The following is a 17,686-nucleotide window of genomic DNA, read 5'->3' on the forward strand; positions in this document are numbered from 1 at the left end:
CCTTATCCTTATGTTTTTGTAGTATTTTTATAACCTGGGCTGTCGAACTCTAAGGACCTCATCCCACGAGAGTCCCTGCTGGAGAATCCCCAGAGCCACCGCAGGAACCTGTTTTGTCGTGAAGTGGCTGCGAATAAAGTTATGGACAATCCACAACATATCCAATGTTCTTTGCAAACCAGAAATGCTCTTCGCGTACGTATTCGTTCGGCGGCGATAAGCAGAATTCTTTCGCCGAAATGAAGCGTTCGATGCTTCCAAATGATTAGCATGAATATCGGCTGGCGTCACATCTTGATCGGTTTCTGGATGCTCCGGATGAGGGGTTTCGTATTTGGGACGCGAGTGCCCCGTTCTATCAGTTCCTTTCCCTTTATTCTTAAGGCGCACCTTCACACCGCGACGAAGCACTTTCGGTGGGCGGCCGCGTTTTCCGGTTCGCAATACTTCGTGGCAAATTTCAAACAGGAGATTGCCATACCGACGTTCCCCGTCGGTGACTAGAGTGACATCGCCAGTACGCAGGATGACATCTCTAAGTATTTGTATGGCATATGAAAATAGGCTGCGATCCTTTTTCCCGCACTGAAGCGCCCAGATAAATCGACTTGCCCTTTCCATCAGTACGATCGTCCAGCCTTCACAATCCTCCGGGGGGACATTCCTATTCACTTTCGTATAAAGCTCATCACCTTCGATCAGTTGCTCAATAAAGGTGTGCGTCAGGGCATATATGACCAGCACATCCTTGCAATCGGCCAGGCGACGCTCCCATAGGAGCAACGTATTCTTCGCAATCGCGAAGGCCCGGCAGGCGGCGTTCAAGCCGATCCCCTCAGTGCGCGTTTTGAGCACTTGAATGATGAAGCTGGTCGGTTTCCTGAGCCCCTCGATAAGGGTGGCTTTGGTCTCGGAAAAGAGCCTATTGCAACTTTGACATCGCCACAGCAAACGCGTACCGTTATGACCGGTTTGATACGTCTTGTGATGCCGACAATTCTGTGAATTGCAATGAGGGCATGTCCATTGTCCGTTCAAGAAGTTCTCACTTATTCAAAAAGTGACGGAAACCCGCGCCGAACTAGATATATTACATATATTTCAATGTCTTGTAAACAGGAATTAAACTGAACCAGTGCCGTATGCTCGGTGCGCATGGAAATCCTGTACTTAGACGACGTCATGATCGCGGTGCACAAGCCGTCCGGCTTGCTCGTCCACCGCAGCCTCATCGACAAGCACGAGACCCGCTTCGCCCTGCAACTGGTGCGCGACCAGGTCGGCCGGCGCGTCTATCCGGTGCATCGCCTCGATAAGCCCACCTCCGGTATCCTGGTGTTCGCCCTCGACCCGGCGACCGCCCGCGCGCTCAATGACCAGTTCACCGCGGGGCTGGTGCAGAAGACCTACCGCGCCATCGTGCGCGGTTACACGGATCAGGCCGGCGTGATCGACTATGCCCTGCGCGAGGAGCTCGATAAGATCGCGGACGCGCTCGCCGATCCAGACAAGGCCCCCCAGCAGGCGATCACCCACTATCGGCGTCTCTGCACCGCCGAGCTGCCGCATCCCGTTGGCCGTTATGGCACCGCCCGTTACTCGCTCGTCGAGCTGCAACCGAAAACCGGTCGCAAGCATCAGATCCGCCGGCACCTGAGGCACATCTTCCATCCCGTCATCGGCGACACCACGCACGGCGACGGCCGCCACAACCAGTTCTTTCGCGATCACTTCGGCAACCAGCGCCTGCTGTTGGCAGCGACCGCGCTGCATCTCATCCATCCGCACAGCGGAGAGCCGCTGGCGATGAGGACAGCCCCGGGGGCAGACTTCGCGCGTATCGTCAACGCGCTCGGCTGGGGAGAGGTGGCAAGAGTGTCCGGCAAGGATTGCTGACACGAGGACATCGTCGCGCCTCAGTGACGTCGAGCGCAGTCAAAGTTCGGGTACCGGCGGTGCCGTGGTCCAGGTCCACTGAGCACCAGCAACCAAGACCCCAGGAGCACCCCATGGAAATCCAGCAGACCCTTGAGATCCTTGCCTTCACCGACCCGGTCTGCACCTGGTGCTGGGGGGCCGAACCCGTGCTGCGCAAGCTGCAGGTCGGATATGGCGATCAGGTGCGGATTCGGCCCGTGATGGGCGGCCTGGTGGAGGACATCCGCGCCTTCTACGACAGCGCCAACGCGATCGGCGGCGACCCGGAGCGGTCCAATGCGCAAATCGCCTCTCACTGGCTGGAGGCGTCGCAGCGGCACGGGATGCCGGTGCGTACCGAGGGCTTCCGGTTGTTCACCGCGGAGGTCGTCTCCACCTACCCGCAGAACATCGCCGTCAAGGCCGCGGAGCTGACCGCACCGGCGCTGGGGGGCAGCTATCTGCGCCGGCTGCGTGAGGCCTCCGCTGCCGAGGCGCGCGAGACCGGTCGGCGCGAGGTCCTGATCGAGCTGGCCGGCGACGTCGGTCTCGACCTCGCAACCTTCATCGGTCACCTGACGGACGGTTCCGCCGAGCACGCCTTCCGCGCGGACCTGGAGTTGACGCGCCAATTCGGGGTGCGTGGTTTCCCGACCTTCGGCCTGCGCTTTGGCGAGCGTGCGCTCGTGCTGCGGGGTTACCAGAACTTTCAGGCTATGCAGGCGGTCATCGAGACGCTGAGCGAGGGCGCCCTCCAGTGGCGGGCACCGATGCCCGATGCCGCCGGCCTGCTCGGTTTCCTGCGCACCTTCGGCCGGGCGGCGCCGGTCGAACTGACCACGGTCTTTGACCTGTCGCCTGCCGACCTGGAACGGCTCCTCGCCGGCCTGGAGGCGGCCGGGGACATCCGCCGGGTGGCCGCGGGCCAGGGGTGTTTCTGGGAGCCCATGGCCGCCGGCCCCGGCTGCGATTCAGTGACCGGCCTCTGTGCGACCTGATCGGGCACGCCATGACGAGCCCCGCTGGACGGCAATTGCATATCGGGCGAAGCTGCGGCTGTTTGCGAGGCCCCGTCGCGGCCGGAGGCCGCTCCCACAGGTTCCCCGCCGGACTCAATAAACTCTCGCGTCTTTCTGGAGGTTTCCATGCTCTTTGAACCCGTTCGCATCCGCTCCCTGCAACTGAGCAACCGGATCGTCATGGCGCCGATGACGCGCAGTCGCGCCGTCGAAAGCAACACCCCAAACGCCCTGATGGCACAGTACTATGCCCAGCGCGCCGCGGCCGGCCTGATCGTCTCCGAGGCGACTGCGCCCTCGCCCGACGGGCTCGGCTATCCCCGCATCCCCGGGCTCTACAATGCCGGGCAGGTCCGCGGCTGGCGGCTGACCACCGACGCCGTCCATGCCAAGGGCGGGACGATCGTCGTGCAGTTGATGCACACGGGGCGTGTCGCACAGGTGGCGAATCTGCCCGCTGGTGCGCAAGTGCTGGGTCCCGTCGCCGGTGTCTGTCCCGGGGAGATGTATACCGACACGCTGGGCCTGCAGCCCTTAAGCCCCGCCCTTGCGATGACCGAGGACGATATCGCGCAGGCCGTGGCGGAGTTCGCCCGGTCGGCGGGTCTTGCGATGGAGGCCGGGTTCGATGGCGTGGAATTGCATGGGGCCAACGGTTATCTGATCGAGCAATTCCTCAATCCCAACGTGAATCAGCGCACCGACGGTTACGGGGGCAGTATTGAGGGTCGGAACCGGTTCGCGATTGAGGTGGTGCAGGCGGTTGCGGCGGCGATCGGCGCGGATAAGGTCGGCCTCCGCCTGTCGCCCTACGGGGTTTTCAACGGCACCGGGCCCTTTGCGGACGTCGATGCCCAGTACCTCGCGCTCTGTGAGGACCTTTCGGCGCTCGGACTGCTCTATCTGCATGTCCTCGACCACGCGGCGATGGGTGCACCCCCGGTGCCGGAGGGACTGAAGGTTCAACTGCGCGAGCGCTTCGACGGACCCTTCATCCTGGCGGGCGGTTTCGACCGGGCCACCGCGGAGGCGGCGCTTGCCGAACAGCGGGCCGACCTCATCGCCTTTGGCCGTCCCTTCCTGGCCAATCCCGATTTGGTCGAACGGATGCGCGTCGGTGCCGCGCTGAACGCCCCCGATATGGCGACCTTCTACACGCCTGATGCCAAGGGCTACACCGACTATCCGGCGCTGGGGTCTTGAACCCGACGGGGGCGATGTGCAGGCGGTCGATAGCGCCGCGCTGGAGCTGAGCCGCCCGCGGAGGGTCGGCGTGGAGTCGGTGGCGCCGTGGCTTGGGGGAATTGATGGAGGTCGACTTCGAGGCCATGCCCCTGGCGCCGCGCTACCGCGCGCCGGACCTGTCGATGCGTCACCAGGCGGTGATTGAGCAGCCCACTGGGAGCGCCGCACCCCAGTTCGGCGCGATCTCGCACGAGGAACTGATCGGTCACTATGTCAACTATCTCAAGGTCTTCGCCGCCGCCGCGCCGCCCGCGGACTTTTGGCTCTATGCCGTGACCACGCGGCGCCCGCGGGGGCTGTTCGGTCAAACCGAGGTCGTGGCGGTCAAAGAGGGCGTCTATCGTTTGCCGGTCGTCAGTCGCTCGGTCAGCATCATCTTGGAGTTGGTGCAAGAACTGCCGCCTGAGGATCGCCTGCGCGGGCTTCCGATCGAGGAACTCCTGCGGGGGCTCGACGATGCGGGGGCGTGCCCGGCTCAAGGAACTCCTGGACGCTCAGGAGACTGCCGACCAGAGTCATTAGGGCCTCGGCGGACAGAGCCTTGAGCATGGTCCGGGCCATCCAGGCTCCGACTGGAATCGCTTGGTTCGCGGACTGCAAGCGTCGCGTCTCGCAAGGCGCTCATCGGCTGAACGCCTCGATCGCCTTGTCGGCACCGTAACCGCCCACCTCCAGCAGTCGGTCGAATAAGTCCAGGCATTCTCGACGCAGATCCGGGGCGTCCTCGGCCTGTCGGTAGGCGCGCAAGACCAGTTCGCTCAGTTGCTCGGCGGCGAAGGCGTTGGTTCCGGCGACGTTACCGGCATCGGTTCCGACTACATCGACGAATCGCTGGCCGGCGCGCAGCAGGAGGGCGGGGGATATGTCCGCGGTACCCTCCATCCTCCGGAAAAAATTGCTCGCGGTCAACCTGAATGCGGGGCTCTTGATGTATGCCTCCAGGACCCCGACCAATGCCCCACCCTCTGCTACTTCCTTGAGCCGTCTCGTCCAGTCTCCAGCAAGGCGTTGCACAGTGACATCCGGATCCGAGAATAACTCGATGAGGCGCGAGTGAGCGTAGCTTAAGTCAGGAGCAGTCAGGACGTTGAGTGCCAAGACCTCGGCCGCGCCCTGGCGCATTTCAGCATCACCGTTCAGCGCCGCATCCGCCAGGGCGCGCGCACTTTCATGCGACAAGGCGACGAAGGTAGCCTGCCTGGCAGCCGCCTTTCTTGCGGCCCCCTGGGACGATTCCAACATGCGCTCGATGATAGGGCGCAGCGACTCGAGGTCAGTATGCGCCGTGTAGTAAATGAATTTCTCAATCGACCGGGCGGCGAGCAAGACGTCCTCGGTATCACAAAGCCGCAGGAAAAGGCCGATCGCGAGCGGGCGGTCGTACCTCAATATCTCGATACAAGCATCGGCCACACAGGTCCGCACAGCAACCGACGGATCGCAAACCATACGTTCCAGAAATTGGCTGAAGTATCCCCAATAGACGACATCCTGGGCGATGAGTGACGCAATCGCATGGGCAGCGGTGCCGCGAACGCTGTTGATTCCGTGAAAGCGGGGGTCGCCGCCATCGGCGGGCTCTTCGCCCGCCGCACCACTCCGCCAATGCTCGTCGGTCGGGTCCGGGTCTTCGGTTGCATACCAGGCGATCATGTCGAGCAGTTCCGGCGAGAGTTGAGCGCCGCCATGACTTGCGATGGTCTGAGGCAGCCAGTGTCCATGGGGACGACCGGGCCGATGGTGCGCTCGCTCTGCGACCCGGGCCAAGAGGTCCAGCGGCAAGGCGCTGTCCTTCAGGCCACGAACGATCGCCCCGTAGTACGCCTCGTTGGCGTCTTCCGGCAAGGTCAACAAGAGTCTGGCAAAACGCTCTGGCTGCGCCTTGGTCCGCGCTTCGAGTGCGCCAGCGAGTTCTCTGGCTCCGCCGAGGACGCGATCCTCGAACCACTGTTTTTCCGAATCGTCCCTATACCTCCGAATCGCGGACATCCACTGGGAATCGCTCATCAGGGCCGTCGCCTTTCTTGGCACTGGAGAGATGACTGTCCCGCCCCGGGTGCCCCATGGGGCCTCCAGCTTCCATCCCATCGATTGTGCCTTACGTTCCAATTCGCCGATGCGGCGGCGCCCGATCGGAGAAAGTTTCGAGTCTGGCAGGGCGCTTAATAACGTGAGCTGGCGAATCCCCAGATCCGAACGATGCCACTGGGCCTGTCGGCGGCGGCTGGCGGACCGGTCGGATTCGTCTGCTGGCTCCCAGGGCTCCCATCGTTTCCAATGATCGTTCCGGTATGGCCCCGGAGCCTCCCCTGTCTCGGGAGAAGGACTCAACACGATCGGGATGACCAGCAATCAGTCCCAGCCAGCGGCCCAGGGCACGGCATGCGACCATCGCACCGCGCTTGTCCCCATAGCTGTGGGTCTCGATAAACGCGCGATACGCCGAGCAGATGGAGTCCCAATCGCGGCCCGGCCCGGCGGCCAGACGATGAAAAAGTGCCTCGATCCGCCCCGAATGGACCGCCGCCTCGTGTCGCGCCGCGATGGCAAGCACGCGCTCGTCCTGCTCCGGTGAGCGGTTGGCCTCCCCCTCCAGCAGTTCCGCGACCGAGTCCGGCTCCGCTTCGACCAGGTTCCCCAACCAATTGAAGGCGAAATTGGCAACCTCGGTCCGCGGGTCGTTCAGCCATTGGGGCAGGACTCCCCGATCGCGAAGAAATCGAAGCCAGGCCGCCGACGGCCACAGGGCCTCGCGCACCGTGCCCGCGAGACGCATCTTTCCGTCTCCCAGGTGCTCGACGAGGATGGACCATTCCTCCGGGCGCGGATCAGTCGCCAACCCGACGACCCCGATCGCCAGCTTTTTGATGTGGAAGCGAACGTCGTCGGCCTCCAGACAATCGCTCAGGTCGCTGAGATAGGCGTCGAAGTCCTCATCGCGTCGGTAGACCAGGATTTGACGGACCTGGGAGCGGCGAAACAGGTCCTGCTCGCCGGCCGACCGCAGCAGATGCAGCAGGGGCTCCCCAAGCTCGCAGAACCGCCGGGCAAAGACATAGTCGAAGAACCCCTCGTGGAAGAACGCGATCCGAAGCCCCTGGCGAATTAGCACATTGGCAGCGACCAGGCGTTCGAGATCGGCGTCCCCGGGCGGCAGCAGGCCACGCGGTACCGATAGCGCCTGACGGTCGTTCATGACATCGCAGAGTCGCTGGAGCAGGGTCTCGAAGGCGTTAGGATCGGCCAGCACCGGCCGCAGGTCGGTGCGCTTGCGTAGCCAATAGGCGTCATACAGGTCCTTGGCGGTCGCGAAGGTCAGCCCCTTGCCGGTCTCCCCGGCGATGACCCCCGCGAGCAGGGCAAGGTGAAGGGGCAAACGCAGGAGATCGAGCTGGCGGGTGTCGAGTCGGCTCGGATCGATCCCCAGATGGACCAGGACGTCCTTGACCGCTGCCTCATCAAACGGACCCACGGTGATCCGCCGGGTGCCCGGCCCGTCCTGGCGACTCAGTTCGCGCAGCCTCGGGTCGTTCTCAAGGTCGAAGGTCCGGCAGACCAGTAAGACCCGGAGTTTCGGATGCGCCCTGGCCTCGCGGATCATGGCGGCCACGGCGTTGAAGACCTGCGGGTTGCGACCGGACACGATGCTGACGGCATCGAGTTGGTCGAGGACCAAGAGGCAATCGCGCCCCGCGGCCAATCCGGCGAGCAGCGCCACGGGGGACTTGTCTCGCCCGAGGAGTTGACGGCCGATCTCCGCGGGCCTTTGGGTCGGGTCGATCAGGTCCAGCCGAATGGGGAGCATCGGCCAACCCGCCTCGGCCATGTGCTGTACGACCTGGGCGACCACGCCGGATTTGCCCACACCAGCCGGCCCTTCCAGGAAAACACTGCCGGCGGCGGCTTCTGGATCGAGCAGGGCGCGGGCGACCCGCTCCGCCTCGGCCCGCGGGACAGTCAGATCCCCGATCCCGTAGGGTCGGGATTCCAGGAATTCAGAAGCGCACTCGCGCACGCGAACGGCGAGGCTCTGGTCCCGGCCCAGTTCGGAAGGCCGGATACCGCGCCGGTCCAATTCCTTCCAGATCTCGTCCGGGGCAAGGCGCCGATGCACCGAGTCAGTAGCAAACCGGGCGAGGCCGTCGAGGGCGGTCTCCGGATCGCCGGTGAGGTACGCGCCCAGAAGCGCCAGCACCGTGTCGGCGAGCCCCTGCTCGTCTTGGTTCTTCCAATCGCTGTTGCAGAGCGCCTTGAGGGCTTGGGCATTGCTGACGTTCCCGAGTCGCCACTCCAGATCGCTGAACTCGCCCGACAAGTCAGGGGTCAGCGCGGCTTGGAAGGCGGTGAGGTCGCCATTGGCACCCAGGGCTCTGTGGACAAGCTCCGGAAGGGACTTGGCGGCCTGGGTCGAGACGAAGACGAAGGCGGCATCGCCATCCACGGCGTGCTTGCGCAACCCATCCATCACGCCGATCTTGGCCAGCTCCGCGATGGTCCAGTGCCCCTTGCCGGACTGCTGCCGCTTGGCCTGATGGGCCTCGATCCGGCCGTCCGCCCTGCCGAGCAGAAACTCGATCTTGTCACCCTCGTCCCCAATGGGCTCCAGGTGAATCCACTGCGCCTGCCCCGTCAGCAGTCGAATGAACTGCCGAACCGTCCAGCGCAGCTCAAAGCGGTTACCGACCTTGTCTGCGTCGCCGCCAGGTAGTGGCATGGGGTCTCCGGGGGCATGGGAAATAAAGGGATTAAGCCTACTCGTCGGCGCCGCCATCCCCCGATGGTCGCGACCGTTACTCCTGCGGGCAAGGCTTCCTGTGCCCATGCCGAGCGATTATGCCGATAATCCGCTGCCCGGGGCGCAGAATCCAAGAGGGCCACTGTGCACGCGCGCTCGAGGTCACTTCGGCCCCACAACGGTCGCGGGCCATGCTCGCACCCCCGCACCGAGCCCCTGACACGACGAACAGGGAGCGATTCCCCGGTGGCCTGCAACCGCCCCCGCTGAAATCAGGGTCACATTATCCCTAGCGCACCTTATGATGTGACTAGACTACATCCAGGGGTCCCACCATGCCTATCGCCGTTCGTGAACTGAAGGCCAGCCTGTCCCGGGTACTGCTGCGCGTCCAAGCGGGTGAGGTCATCACGGTCACCTCGCACAACCGACCGATCGCACGCATCGTCGGCATTGCGGCGTCGGCGGGAGACGGCGGATTGCGCGGTCTGATCGCCGCGGGCGCCTTGTCTTGGAACGGCAGCAAGCCCCAATTGGCGCCACCCCTGGGACTGACGGAGGGTGTGGCGGCGGTTGGCCCGATGGTGTTGGAGGATCGCGGTTGATCCTGTTCTGCGACACCTCCGCGCTGGTCAAGCTGTACCTGAGGGAGGATTCCAGCGACCTGATGATGGCGCTCGCGGCGGCGGCTCCCGCCATCGCGGTCTGCCGGATCGCCTGGGCCGAGACCATGGCGGCCTTGGCGCGCCGCGTGCGCGAGAGCCCGCCCGATGCGCGGCCGATCGATGCGGTACGCAAGCGGCTGCGCACCGACTGGTCCGACTATGCGATCGTCGAGGTGACGCAACCCTTGGTGGAGCTGGCCGGTGACTATGCCGATCTCTTTGCCTTGCGCGGTTACGACAGTGTGCAACTTGCCGCCGCCCGCATCTTGCAGGAGGCGGCCGGGGAGGAGTTGCATTTCGCCTGTTTCGATACCCGTCTGGAAAAGGCTGCCAAGGTGCTGGGAATGTTGACTTTGGCAAGGGATTAGGGACCCGGCTCGAGGTCTGGTGACTGGGGTGCAATCGAGAGTGATGTAGCCGGCCAAATCGCCCCTCGGGTGGATAAGGCGCACGGGCCTTGATCATCGTTCCGGCCACTGGGAGCGCCGCACCCCAGTGCGGCGCGGCCTACCCGCAGCACGCAGCGTCGCGGTCGCCCGCGAGGCCGCGCCGCACTGGGGTGCGGCGCTCCCAGCGTTCGACCCAGGCATGATGGAGGAACCCATGAGGCGATTGAAAAAATACGTTTTTCTTTTGGCTTTGCTGGTGGCCGGATGCGGCGGGGGAACGGCGCAACAGGCCGGCCCGCCGCTCACCGGCAAACAACCGCAAGCAGCCCGCGCCGCCGCGTCGGCGACCCCGTCGAGCGCAACCGCTGTTGCCGACGGAGACCGCGGCGCACCGACGCCGACCATGGCGCCCCGCCCGGGGCTCGGCACCCTGTGGGGCGAGGATCGGGATAGCCGCGTCAACCAGGTCCAGTTCACGCGCCGGACACCGGCGTGTCCCGTGGCCGTCCTGTCGCTCTATTACAATGACCGGGCGGGCGTCGCCGCCATGATCGGGTCGGGCCGGCGACCGGACTCTGTCGACAACGTCTTTACCGACGCGGACAGTCGGCTTGCGGTCCGTCTGCTGGACGGCAAGGGCGTTCCCTTGCCCAGCGTGCGCGCGGGCGGGCGGACCTACGTGGTGGGAGAGAACGGTCAGCGGTATGTCATTGAGGTCAAGAACCCCACCGCCAATCGTGTGGAGGTCGTGGCGACGGTAGACGGACTCGACGTGCTGGATGGTCGCCCGGGGTCTTACGCGAAGCGCGGATACCTGCTCGCGCCAGGCGCCAGCCTGCAGATCGACGGCTTTCGCCGCAGCGCGGACAGCGTGGCCGCATTCCGTTTCGGTGCCGTGTCCAATTCCTATGCCGAACTCAAGGGCGAGGGTCGCAATGTGGGCGTGATCGGGGTCGCGTTCTTCGACGAGGCCGGGTCCACCTGGCCCTGGACCGAGCGGGAAATCAGCCGTCGCAAGAGTGCTGATCCATTCCCTGGGCAATACGCGCAGCCACCCCACTAGCACCACCAGGCGCAATGGCTCGGACCCTTGGCGTAGGGTGGACAAGCGCAGTGCAGTCCACCAGCAGCGGCGCGGGGTTCGGTGGACTTCGCTCCCGCTTGTTCACCCTGCCGGCCTCCATCACCGGTCCGGATGGCGCAGTCGGTAGGCCTCCAGGATCAGTCCCGCGATCTGTTCGGCCGTTCGGCCTTTGGGCTTGATCCCGAAGCCCACGGCTGGCCAGCCGGGGATCGCGGTGTCGTCGAGATGGACCGGGATCACGGCATCATCAGCGCGGCGGGTCAGCAGAATACCGCGGATTGTTTCCCACTCCAGCGCGCACCAGGGCTTGGCGTAGTGTTTAGAGAAGAAGGGCACGACGAGTTCGGCCTGCTGATAGCACTCCTGGAGCTTCAGGTCGCCGCCGCTGCCGAGCAGCCGGGCCTCGTACCAGGCGTCGTAGAAGACCCGGTGGCGTCCGAGGACGGCGGCAAGACGCTCGACGACTTCCAGCACCAGGCCCCGATGCTCGCCAGGGAACGACACCGCGACGGCAAAGGGCGCATCGGGTGCCGCCGGTTCGCGCGCCCACTCCGGCCACCGCGCAGGCTCCAGCCCGTCGAGCAGTGCGAGCACCTCGACGTCGGCGTAATCGGGCGGCTTGGGACACTCGATGGTCCGCTTGCCCCGCGCCTTGCGCTCGATCAACTCCTTCTGCGCGAACATCGCGGGCTCCGTCAGCCCCGCACAGGTCCGGCAGCCGCACGGCACCCACTTGCCGACCTTTGCCTTGAGCCCCGGGAAGCTGTCGTTGAGCGCATCCAGGTCGCTCGCGATGACGCAGAGCAGCGCCTTGTGCTCCGGACCCCGCCCGCGTAGCGCGATCTCGTTGCCGCGCGCGGTCGTCTCCACCAGCACCGCCGTCCCGTCGTGCTCGAACAGCGCCCCGCGCGACCAGCACAGGTCCGGCTGCCTGACGAAACGGTGCATCCGCACGATGAGCCGGCTCACCAGTCCGCGGGGCAGGAAGGCGTAGCGATAGGTCAGCATCAGGTCGCCGGTCCTGGCCCAATCGCTCAATTCGGGCGGCTTGGACGGCGACAGGTGTTGCGGGGCCAGCCAGGTCTCCGGGTCGGCGTCCGGCAGGCGATAGCAGAGCTCGAACCGGGCCATGAGGGCACGCAGTTCCAGGTCCTTGTCCGCGTAGCCGTGGTCAGACCACAAGCGGTCGCAGTCGGCCAGCGTGAACCGGCCTCGCCGTGCCTTCACCTGCTCGTCGTCCAGGATGCGGAACACCGCATCCGTTACCCACTGGTTCTGCAGGAACACCGTTCGGCGCAACTCCCGCGGCTCCCGGAAGTGCAGGAAGACGCCCAGGTCGTGCAGGTATTGGCTCAGCATCAGCGCCTTCTCGCGGTCCACTGTGAGATGGCGCCCGTAGAGCGCAAGATACTCATCCAGCGAGATATAAGGCCGGAACTGCGCCAACTCCTCCAGGTCCCGGCGAATCGCGACCCACTTGGCCGGCACGTCCTCGCCGATGTGCGGCAGGCGCCGGGCGAAGTATTCCACCGCCTGGAGCAGGCCGTCCGCCGTCCCCGGATGCTCCAGGTTGCCCCGGTGGACCTCCTGCACATTGGGAAAGCGCCCCTTGATGCCCGCCTCGTCGATCTGCTTGCTCCGCCCGGCCTTCTCGTTCTGAAAGATCAGCAGTGGGCTTGCCTCACTGAGCGTCTCGACCACCTCCAGCCAGAACTTGAAGCCCTCGTCATGGATGGAGTGGTGGTCGCTGCGCGTATCGTCGACCAGCACATACAGCGAGCGCCTGGTCAGAAAGAACTGGTGCGTGGCGTGATAGATCTGCTGGCCGCCGAAGTCCCAGGCGTTGAGCCGGAAGCTGCGTCCGTCGGCGATCGGGAATTCATGGCGGTGGATGGCGATGCCGCGGGTGGTCTCGTCCTCGGCGGGCAGGTCCATCTCGGGCAGGAACAGGCGGCGCAGCAGGCTGGTCTTTCCGGCCCCGCCCTCGCCGACGATCAGCAGTTTGGCCTCGAAGAGCCGATCCGTGCCTTGGGCTTCGATCTCACGGAAGTAGTTGAGCACGGCCTCCGGTCCCTGCTGAACGACTTCGGGCGACGGATGGGTCAGCGGGCAGTCCTTCACATAGATGCCCGGTCCCTCCCACATGCTATCGGACCATTTGACCTGCAGCCCGGACAGGGCTAGCCCCTTTAGCGGCGACAGGTCCGTCACGCCGGTTCCTGCCAGGTTCAGCCTCGAGAGTGGAAGATGCGCCAGCGGAGCGATCGTCTTGATCCGCGCATTCAATCTTAGGTCGAGGATGTCGAGGCGACTCAGATGTTGCCCTACGGCCGCGACGGCTTCATCACCCAGATCGGTAGCGCTCAAACGGAGCCGAACGAGCCGGCCGAGGCGCTCGGCGATCACCCGGGCGCCGACATCGCCCACCGGGTTGTCCCACAGATCGAGTGACGTAAGTCCACCAAGTCTCTCGGCGATCACCCGCGCGCTGAGATCGCTCACCTGGTTTTGGCCCAGATCGAGCGAGCAGAGTTGGCCGAGGCGCTCGGCGACCACCCGGGCGCCGACATCGCCCACCTTGTTGACGCTGAGATTGAGCGACGTGAGCTGTCCGAGGCGCTCGCCGATCGCGCGGGCGCCTCGCTGGCCCACGCGATTGCTACCCAAATCGAGCGAGGTCAGTTGGCCGAGGCGCTCGGCGATCGCCCAGACGCCAGTCTCGCCCACCTGGTTGCCGCGGAGATCGAGCGAGGTGAGGTGGCCGAGGCGTTCAGCGATCGCGGCGGCGTCCGCGTCTTGCAGGCCGAGCGACCACAAAGCGAGAGCTTGCAGCCGCCCCAGCCGCCACAGCTCACGGGGCAGCCCGGACAGATTGCCGGTCAGTTGAAACACCAGATGGCCCTGCAGCCCCTTGGGCCAGTAGTCCAGCAGGACGCGCCAGACGCGCGGTCCGATCAGTGCCAGGCCGATCGTCTCCTCGGCGTCGAGCCCCGCCAGCAGGCCCGGCAGCTCGTCCGGGGCAACAGTCCGCAGCGTCGATTCTCTCGTCATGTCGCGAATCCCCTCAGTGTCCGACAGCGAATCCGACCGATCCTTCCGCGCCCGTCGGCAAGCTCCGGGGCTCGCCGTCGATGCGTATCAAGCGATCCAGCCGGCCAAGCGTTCCGAGCGCCTGCGGCGACGTAGGCCCGGACCTGGGTATCGGCCGCGCCCGATCGGGTTCAAAAGGCGGTTCACCCTTGCCGACAATGCGCTTGTCGAGACCCACAGCGGCAACGCCAGGATCTCGGACTGTTCAAACAAGTCGTCCGCGCTGCAAGCATGCAACAGGTCTCACCTTTATCTTGGCACGGTCATGACACTACCCTACATCTTGGGTCGACCAGGAGGGGACTTGGCGAAATAGCGCACCCCCGGCAGGTCCTCGAAGTCGTCATCCTGGGTCCAGACGGTGGCCCCACGGGACTGTGCGGTGGCGTAGATGATACTGTCGGCGGTCGGCAGCTTGTGCCGACGGGCCAGGCGTGCCGCCGCGATGGCGAGGTCCGCATCCAACACCACGACCGCGCCCTCCTGCATCGCGAGCATGATACGGTTGGCCGCCGACTCGCCCCCCTCGCGCTCGGCCCAGCGATAGACCTCGTGCAGCACGATGGTCGGCACCAGCAAGGTGGCGGTTGCGGTCGCCACCGATGCAAAGTGCCCGGCATTGGGGCCGTTGGCGAAATACTCGATCCAGCCGGAGGAGTCGAGCAGGTTCATACCCGGTCTTCCCGGGTGCGGATGTCGTCGAGACCGGTGTCGGCCCCCTCCAGAAAGCCGCGCAACGCGGACACCGGCTCGCATGGGACCAGTTCAATCCCGTGTTCGCATGCACGGACCATGAACCGCTGTCCCGGCTTGAGATTCAGTGACTCCCGGATCGCCTTCGGCAGGACCAGTTGATACTTGGTCGATAAGGTTGTGGTTTCCATGGCGCGATCTCTTGCGGCGTCGATCGATGGGTTTGGTAGGTCGCAGTGTAGTCGATGCGGGCGCCCGCGGCTCCTGGAGTGGACTGTCGGTCGCTGGAGCCCACCGCCGTGCGGCGGTATCCCGTCGGCTCCTTCCCCGAGCACCCCCTATGTCCTTCACTGGCGGCGCTCAGCCTGACGGCGCCGCTGATCGAGCAGATCGCCGATCGCGCCTGGGAGCGGGTCTGGCTGGAGGACTTCCGGCCGACCCGCTTCGGGCGCCGGCTCTGGGTCTGCCCGGTGGGCCAGCCGGTCGCGTGAGCAGCGCGGCATCGGAGTTCGCCGCGGCGCCGCGGCGCGGCCGGAGGCCGCTCCCACAAGGAACTTTCATGTGGCGAGCGTCTTGGCCGCCGCCGCGGTGCGCGCGGCGCACCCTACGCGTACAAGCACGTAGGGTAGACAAGCGCCGCGCAGTCCACCAGCGGCGTGCGGTTCGGTGGACTTCGCTCCCGCTCGTCCACCCCACGGGCCTGCGTCACCGCGATTTCTTTGCCCCTCGATGTCCCTTGGAGGGACCGATCGCCCCCGACGGCGCAATGGCTCAGGCCGCGCCGTCCTGCCCTCGCGTCGCGGTCGGCTCCACTTGCAGACCAGCGATAACCCTGCGGATCAGCCCCAAGAAGATGGCGCGCTCGGCGGGCGCGAGCCCTGCCAGTGCCTTTTTGTTCACCGCCTCGGCCGCCGCCGTCGCCAGGCCCTCCAGTGCGCGCGCCGCCGCGGTCAGCCAGATGCGCTGCGCCCGGGCGTCGGCAGGGTCCTTGCGGCGCTCGATCAGCCCGTCGCGCTCCATGCGCGCCAGGGTGTTGGCCATGGTCGGCTGCTCGATGTCCAGGTGCTCGATCAGCTCGCGCTGGGTCAGGCCGTCGCCTTCCCACAGTACCAACAGTGCCGGAAAGGTCCCGGTACTAAGACCTAATGGCTTGATTCGCAACTGAAGCTCGCGCGCGAACAGGCGCGCCAGATGGTTGGCGAGATAGCCCGCCGAGTCGTCTTTGTTGAAGCCCATGCCCCACGCTAACACTTGCATAGCTTGGAATGCAATGTTATATAGCACGCTATCTTTCACCCTCAGACGGAGCCGCATCCATGTTGAAACGCCTTCACCCCGTCGCCGGCGTGCTCGCGCTGCTGACCATCCTGACCTTCTGGATGGCCACGATCCTCGCCGAAACGTTCGGCGCGACGGCGACCGTGGTCGCCGTCAAGACCGCCATCCCGTGGGGCTTTCTGCTCCTGATCCCGGCCCTCGCGGCGGCCGGCGGGTCTGGCTTCGCGCTCGGGCGTCAGCGCTCCGGGGCACTGATCGCGCGCAAGCGCCGACGCATGCCCTTCATTGCCGCAAACGGACTGCTGATCCTGATCCCAAGCGCGCTCTTTCTGTCCTTCAAGGCCCAGGCGGGCGAGTTCGACTGGCCCTTCTACGCCGTCCAGGCGCTCGAACTGATCGCCGGCGCCGTCAATATCGCGCTGCTCGGTCTGAATCTGCGTGATGGTCTGCGGCTGCGCCCGCGCGCCACCTGACAAGATCGCTGCCACTGCACCGTTGTCGTTGTCGTAATCGTGGTCGGATTATTCGATTACGACAACGTACCCGGGATCTCCCTCACCACATCAGTTCTGATCGCACCCAGCAGACCGCCGGCCGCTGGAGCGTACCGCGGCAGGGCGGTATCCTATCCGCCCCCGTCCCCGAGCGCTCCCCTATGCCCTGGCTGCAACTCTCACTCACCGTCGACCAGGACCAGGCGCCGCTGCTGGAGGCGGCCCTGGAGAACGCCGGGGCCCTGGCGGTGACCCTGGGCGACGCGGGCGATGACCCGCAACTCGAACCCCCGCCAGGGGCCATGCCCCTGTGGGCCGCGGTGCGGCTGCGCGCCCTGTTCGCGGACGATGCGGACGGCGCGCGACAGGTGGAGACCCTGGCCGCGTCCCTGGCCGCCTTGAGCCTGACACCGCCGCTGATCGAGCAGATCGCCGATCGCGCCTGGGAGCGGGTCTGGCTGGAGGACTTCCGCCCGACCCGCTTCGGCCGCCGACTCTGGGTCTGCCCGGTGGGCCAGCCGGCCGGGGACCCGGACGCCGTGGTGGTGGACCTGGACCCGGGGCTCGCCTTCGGCACCGGCCATCACCCGACCACGGCCCTGTGCCTGGAGTGGCTGGACGGGGCCGACCTGCGGGGGCTGACGCTGCTCGACTACGGCTGCGGCTCCGGCATCCTGGCCATCGCCGCGCTCAAGCTCGGGGCCGCCGCGGTGATCGCGGTGGACCACGACCCCCAGGCGATCGAGGCGACTGCGGCCAACGCCGCCGCCAATGGGGTCGCGGACGGCCTGACGCTGTGCCTGCCGGATGAACTGGCGGGGGTCGCGGCGCGCCTGCCGGTGGACTGCGTCGTCGCCAATATCCTGGCGGGCCCCCTGGTGGACCTGGCGCCGCGGCTGCTCGCGGCCCTGGCCCCCGGGGGCCGGCTGGTCCTCTCCGGGGTCCTGGCCGAACAGGTACCGGGGGTGTGCGCGGCCTATGCGGGGCAGTTGGACCTGGCCCCGGTGCAGTTGCGCGAGGGCTGGGCACTCATTGCGGGTACCCGGCGCGCCGGGCCATGCCCTTGACCACCCGCCG

The 17,686-nt window shown here is 65.7% G+C and carries 17 protein-coding genes; 10 read left to right on the forward strand and 7 right to left on the reverse strand.

Features of this window, described 5'->3' with window-relative positions; all coding sequences use genetic code 11:
• Positions 1 to 27: 27 nt before the first annotated feature.
• Positions 28 to 1,038, reverse strand: coding sequence for an IS1 family transposase (locus tag THSYN_RS01595; protein WP_100917404.1), 1,011 nt, complete (start codon positions 1,036 to 1,038; stop codon positions 28 to 30).
• Positions 1,039 to 1,155: 117 nt separating this feature from the next.
• Here THSYN_RS01595 and truC point away from each other — a divergent pair, with 117 nt between their 5' ends.
• From truC to THSYN_RS01615, 4 genes are all read left to right on the forward strand, one after another.
• Positions 1,156 to 1,896, forward strand: coding sequence for a tRNA pseudouridine(65) synthase TruC (truC, locus tag THSYN_RS01600; protein ID WP_100917594.1), 741 nt, complete (start codon positions 1,156 to 1,158; stop codon positions 1,894 to 1,896).
• A 113-nt stretch (positions 1,897 to 2,009) separates the two neighbouring features.
• Positions 2,010 to 2,915 (forward strand): DsbA family oxidoreductase, encoded by a 906-nt coding sequence (locus tag THSYN_RS01605; RefSeq protein ID WP_100917595.1) that lies wholly within the window; start codon positions 2,010 to 2,012, stop codon positions 2,913 to 2,915.
• A gap of 147 nt (positions 2,916 to 3,062) precedes the next feature.
• Positions 3,063 to 4,139, forward strand: a complete 1,077-nt coding sequence (locus THSYN_RS01610; RefSeq protein ID WP_100917596.1) for an alkene reductase — start codon at positions 3,063 to 3,065, stop codon at positions 4,137 to 4,139.
• Between the two features lie 104 nt (positions 4,140 to 4,243).
• On the forward strand, positions 4,244 to 4,726 hold the full coding sequence (locus tag THSYN_RS01615) for a hypothetical protein (protein WP_100917597.1): 483 nt from the start codon (positions 4,244 to 4,246) through the stop codon (positions 4,724 to 4,726).
• Positions 4,727 to 4,802: 76 nt separating this feature from the next.
• Here the strand turns inward: THSYN_RS01615 and THSYN_RS01620 are convergent, their stop codons facing one another.
• Together THSYN_RS01620 and THSYN_RS01625 are read right to left on the reverse strand one after the other, a co-directional pair.
• The gene (locus tag THSYN_RS01620; RefSeq protein WP_100917598.1) at positions 4,803 to 6,188 is read right to left on the reverse strand and encodes a hypothetical protein; all 1,386 of its coding nucleotides are present in this window, start codon (positions 6,186 to 6,188) and stop codon (positions 4,803 to 4,805) included.
• A 91-nt stretch (positions 6,189 to 6,279) separates the two neighbouring features.
• Entirely contained in the window at positions 6,280 to 8,895 is a 2,616-nt protein-coding gene (locus THSYN_RS01625; RefSeq protein ID WP_100917599.1) for an NACHT domain-containing protein, read from the reverse strand.
• A 356-nt stretch (positions 8,896 to 9,251) separates the two neighbouring features.
• Between THSYN_RS01625 and THSYN_RS01630 the strand changes: the two genes are divergently transcribed.
• The 3 genes from THSYN_RS01630 to THSYN_RS01640 all read left to right on the forward strand — a co-directional run bounded on the left by THSYN_RS01630 (position 9,252) and on the right by THSYN_RS01640 (position 11,033).
• A complete protein-coding gene (locus THSYN_RS01630; RefSeq protein WP_100917600.1) occupies positions 9,252 to 9,521 on the forward strand; it encodes a type II toxin-antitoxin system Phd/YefM family antitoxin in 270 nt (89 codons plus the stop codon).
• Positions 9,518 to 9,949, forward strand: a complete 432-nt coding sequence (locus tag THSYN_RS01635; RefSeq protein ID WP_100917601.1) for a type II toxin-antitoxin system VapC family toxin — start codon at positions 9,518 to 9,520, stop codon at positions 9,947 to 9,949. The genes THSYN_RS01630 and THSYN_RS01635 overlap by 4 nt, the downstream gene beginning before the upstream one ends.
• Positions 9,950 to 10,184: 235 nt before the next feature.
• Positions 10,185 to 11,033: a hypothetical protein gene (locus THSYN_RS01640; RefSeq protein WP_100917602.1), complete on the forward strand. Its 849-nt coding sequence runs from the start codon at positions 10,185 to 10,187 to the stop codon at positions 11,031 to 11,033.
• Positions 11,034 to 11,153: 120 nt separating this feature from the next.
• Here THSYN_RS01640 and THSYN_RS01650 read toward each other — a convergent pair whose 3' ends face one another.
• The 3 genes from THSYN_RS01650 to THSYN_RS01660 all read right to left on the reverse strand — a co-directional run bounded on the left by THSYN_RS01650 (position 11,154) and on the right by THSYN_RS01660 (position 15,028).
• A complete protein-coding gene (locus THSYN_RS01650; RefSeq protein WP_100917604.1) occupies positions 11,154 to 14,105 on the reverse strand; it encodes a COR domain-containing protein in 2,952 nt (983 codons plus the stop codon).
• A gap of 315 nt (positions 14,106 to 14,420) precedes the next feature.
• Entirely contained in the window at positions 14,421 to 14,816 is a 396-nt protein-coding gene (locus tag THSYN_RS01655) for a type II toxin-antitoxin system VapC family toxin (protein WP_100917605.1), read from the reverse strand.
• Positions 14,813 to 15,028 (reverse strand): AbrB/MazE/SpoVT family DNA-binding domain-containing protein, encoded by a 216-nt coding sequence (locus THSYN_RS01660; RefSeq protein ID WP_100917606.1) that lies wholly within the window; start codon positions 15,026 to 15,028, stop codon positions 14,813 to 14,815. Before THSYN_RS01660 ends, THSYN_RS01655 begins: the two co-directional genes overlap by 4 nt.
• Positions 15,029 to 15,136: 108 nt before the next feature.
• Here THSYN_RS01660 and THSYN_RS37135 point away from each other — a divergent pair, with 108 nt between their 5' ends.
• Entirely contained in the window at positions 15,137 to 15,328 is a 192-nt protein-coding gene (locus THSYN_RS37135) for a 50S ribosomal protein L11 methyltransferase (RefSeq protein WP_418219901.1), read from the forward strand.
• A 280-nt stretch (positions 15,329 to 15,608) separates the two neighbouring features.
• Here THSYN_RS37135 and THSYN_RS01670 read toward each other — a convergent pair whose 3' ends face one another.
• The gene (locus THSYN_RS01670) at positions 15,609 to 16,094 is read right to left on the reverse strand and encodes a MarR family winged helix-turn-helix transcriptional regulator (protein WP_236848770.1); all 486 of its coding nucleotides are present in this window, start codon (positions 16,092 to 16,094) and stop codon (positions 15,609 to 15,611) included.
• Positions 16,095 to 16,153: 59 nt separating this feature from the next.
• On the opposite strand from THSYN_RS01670, the gene THSYN_RS01675 reads away from it, so the two are divergent.
• Both THSYN_RS01675 and prmA read left to right on the forward strand, forming a co-directional pair.
• Positions 16,154 to 16,588: a hypothetical protein gene (locus THSYN_RS01675; RefSeq protein WP_100917608.1), complete on the forward strand. Its 435-nt coding sequence runs from the start codon at positions 16,154 to 16,156 to the stop codon at positions 16,586 to 16,588.
• Between the two features lie 182 nt (positions 16,589 to 16,770).
• Positions 16,771 to 17,676 carry a 50S ribosomal protein L11 methyltransferase gene (prmA, locus tag THSYN_RS01680; protein ID WP_100917609.1) on the forward strand — a complete coding sequence of 302 codons (906 nt, stop codon included), beginning with the start codon at positions 16,771 to 16,773 and terminating at the stop codon, positions 17,674 to 17,676.
• Positions 17,677 to 17,686: the final 10 nt, after the last annotated feature.

Origin of the sequence: Candidatus Thiodictyon syntrophicum (genome assembly GCF_002813775.1) — a bacterium.
Lineage (GTDB): Bacteria > Pseudomonadota > Gammaproteobacteria > Chromatiales > Chromatiaceae > Thiodictyon > Thiodictyon syntrophicum.

Coding starts and splice junctions, on each gene's coding strand:
- truC (WP_100917594.1), top strand. CDS start 1,156: ATGGAAATCCTGTACTTAGACGACGTCATGATCGCGGTGCACAAGCCG.
- THSYN_RS01605 (WP_100917595.1), top strand. CDS start 2,010: ATGGAAATCCAGCAGACCCTTGAGATCCTTGCCTTCACCGACCCGGTC.
- THSYN_RS01610 (WP_100917596.1), top strand. CDS start 3,063: ATGCTCTTTGAACCCGTTCGCATCCGCTCCCTGCAACTGAGCAACCGG.
- THSYN_RS01615 (WP_100917597.1), top strand. CDS start 4,244: ATGGAGGTCGACTTCGAGGCCATGCCCCTGGCGCCGCGCTACCGCGCG.
- THSYN_RS01620 (WP_100917598.1), bottom strand. CDS start 6,188: ATGAGCGATTCCCAGTGGATGTCCGCGATTCGGAGGTATAGGGACGAT.
- THSYN_RS01625 (WP_100917599.1), bottom strand. CDS start 8,895: ATGCCACTACCTGGCGGCGACGCAGACAAGGTCGGTAACCGCTTTGAG.
- THSYN_RS01630 (WP_100917600.1), top strand. CDS start 9,252: ATGCCTATCGCCGTTCGTGAACTGAAGGCCAGCCTGTCCCGGGTACTG.
- THSYN_RS01640 (WP_100917602.1), top strand. CDS start 10,185: ATGAGGCGATTGAAAAAATACGTTTTTCTTTTGGCTTTGCTGGTGGCC.
- THSYN_RS01650 (WP_100917604.1), bottom strand. CDS start 14,105: ATGACGAGAGAATCGACGCTGCGGACTGTTGCCCCGGACGAGCTGCCG.
- THSYN_RS01655 (WP_100917605.1), bottom strand. CDS start 14,816: ATGAACCTGCTCGACTCCTCCGGCTGGATCGAGTATTTCGCCAACGGC.
- THSYN_RS01660 (WP_100917606.1), bottom strand. CDS start 15,028: ATGGAAACCACAACCTTATCGACCAAGTATCAACTGGTCCTGCCGAAG.
- THSYN_RS01670 (WP_236848770.1), bottom strand. CDS start 16,094: ATGCAAGTGTTAGCGTGGGGCATGGGCTTCAACAAAGACGACTCGGCG.
- THSYN_RS01675 (WP_100917608.1), top strand. CDS start 16,154: ATGTTGAAACGCCTTCACCCCGTCGCCGGCGTGCTCGCGCTGCTGACC.
- prmA (WP_100917609.1), top strand. CDS start 16,771: ATGCCCTGGCTGCAACTCTCACTCACCGTCGACCAGGACCAGGCGCCG.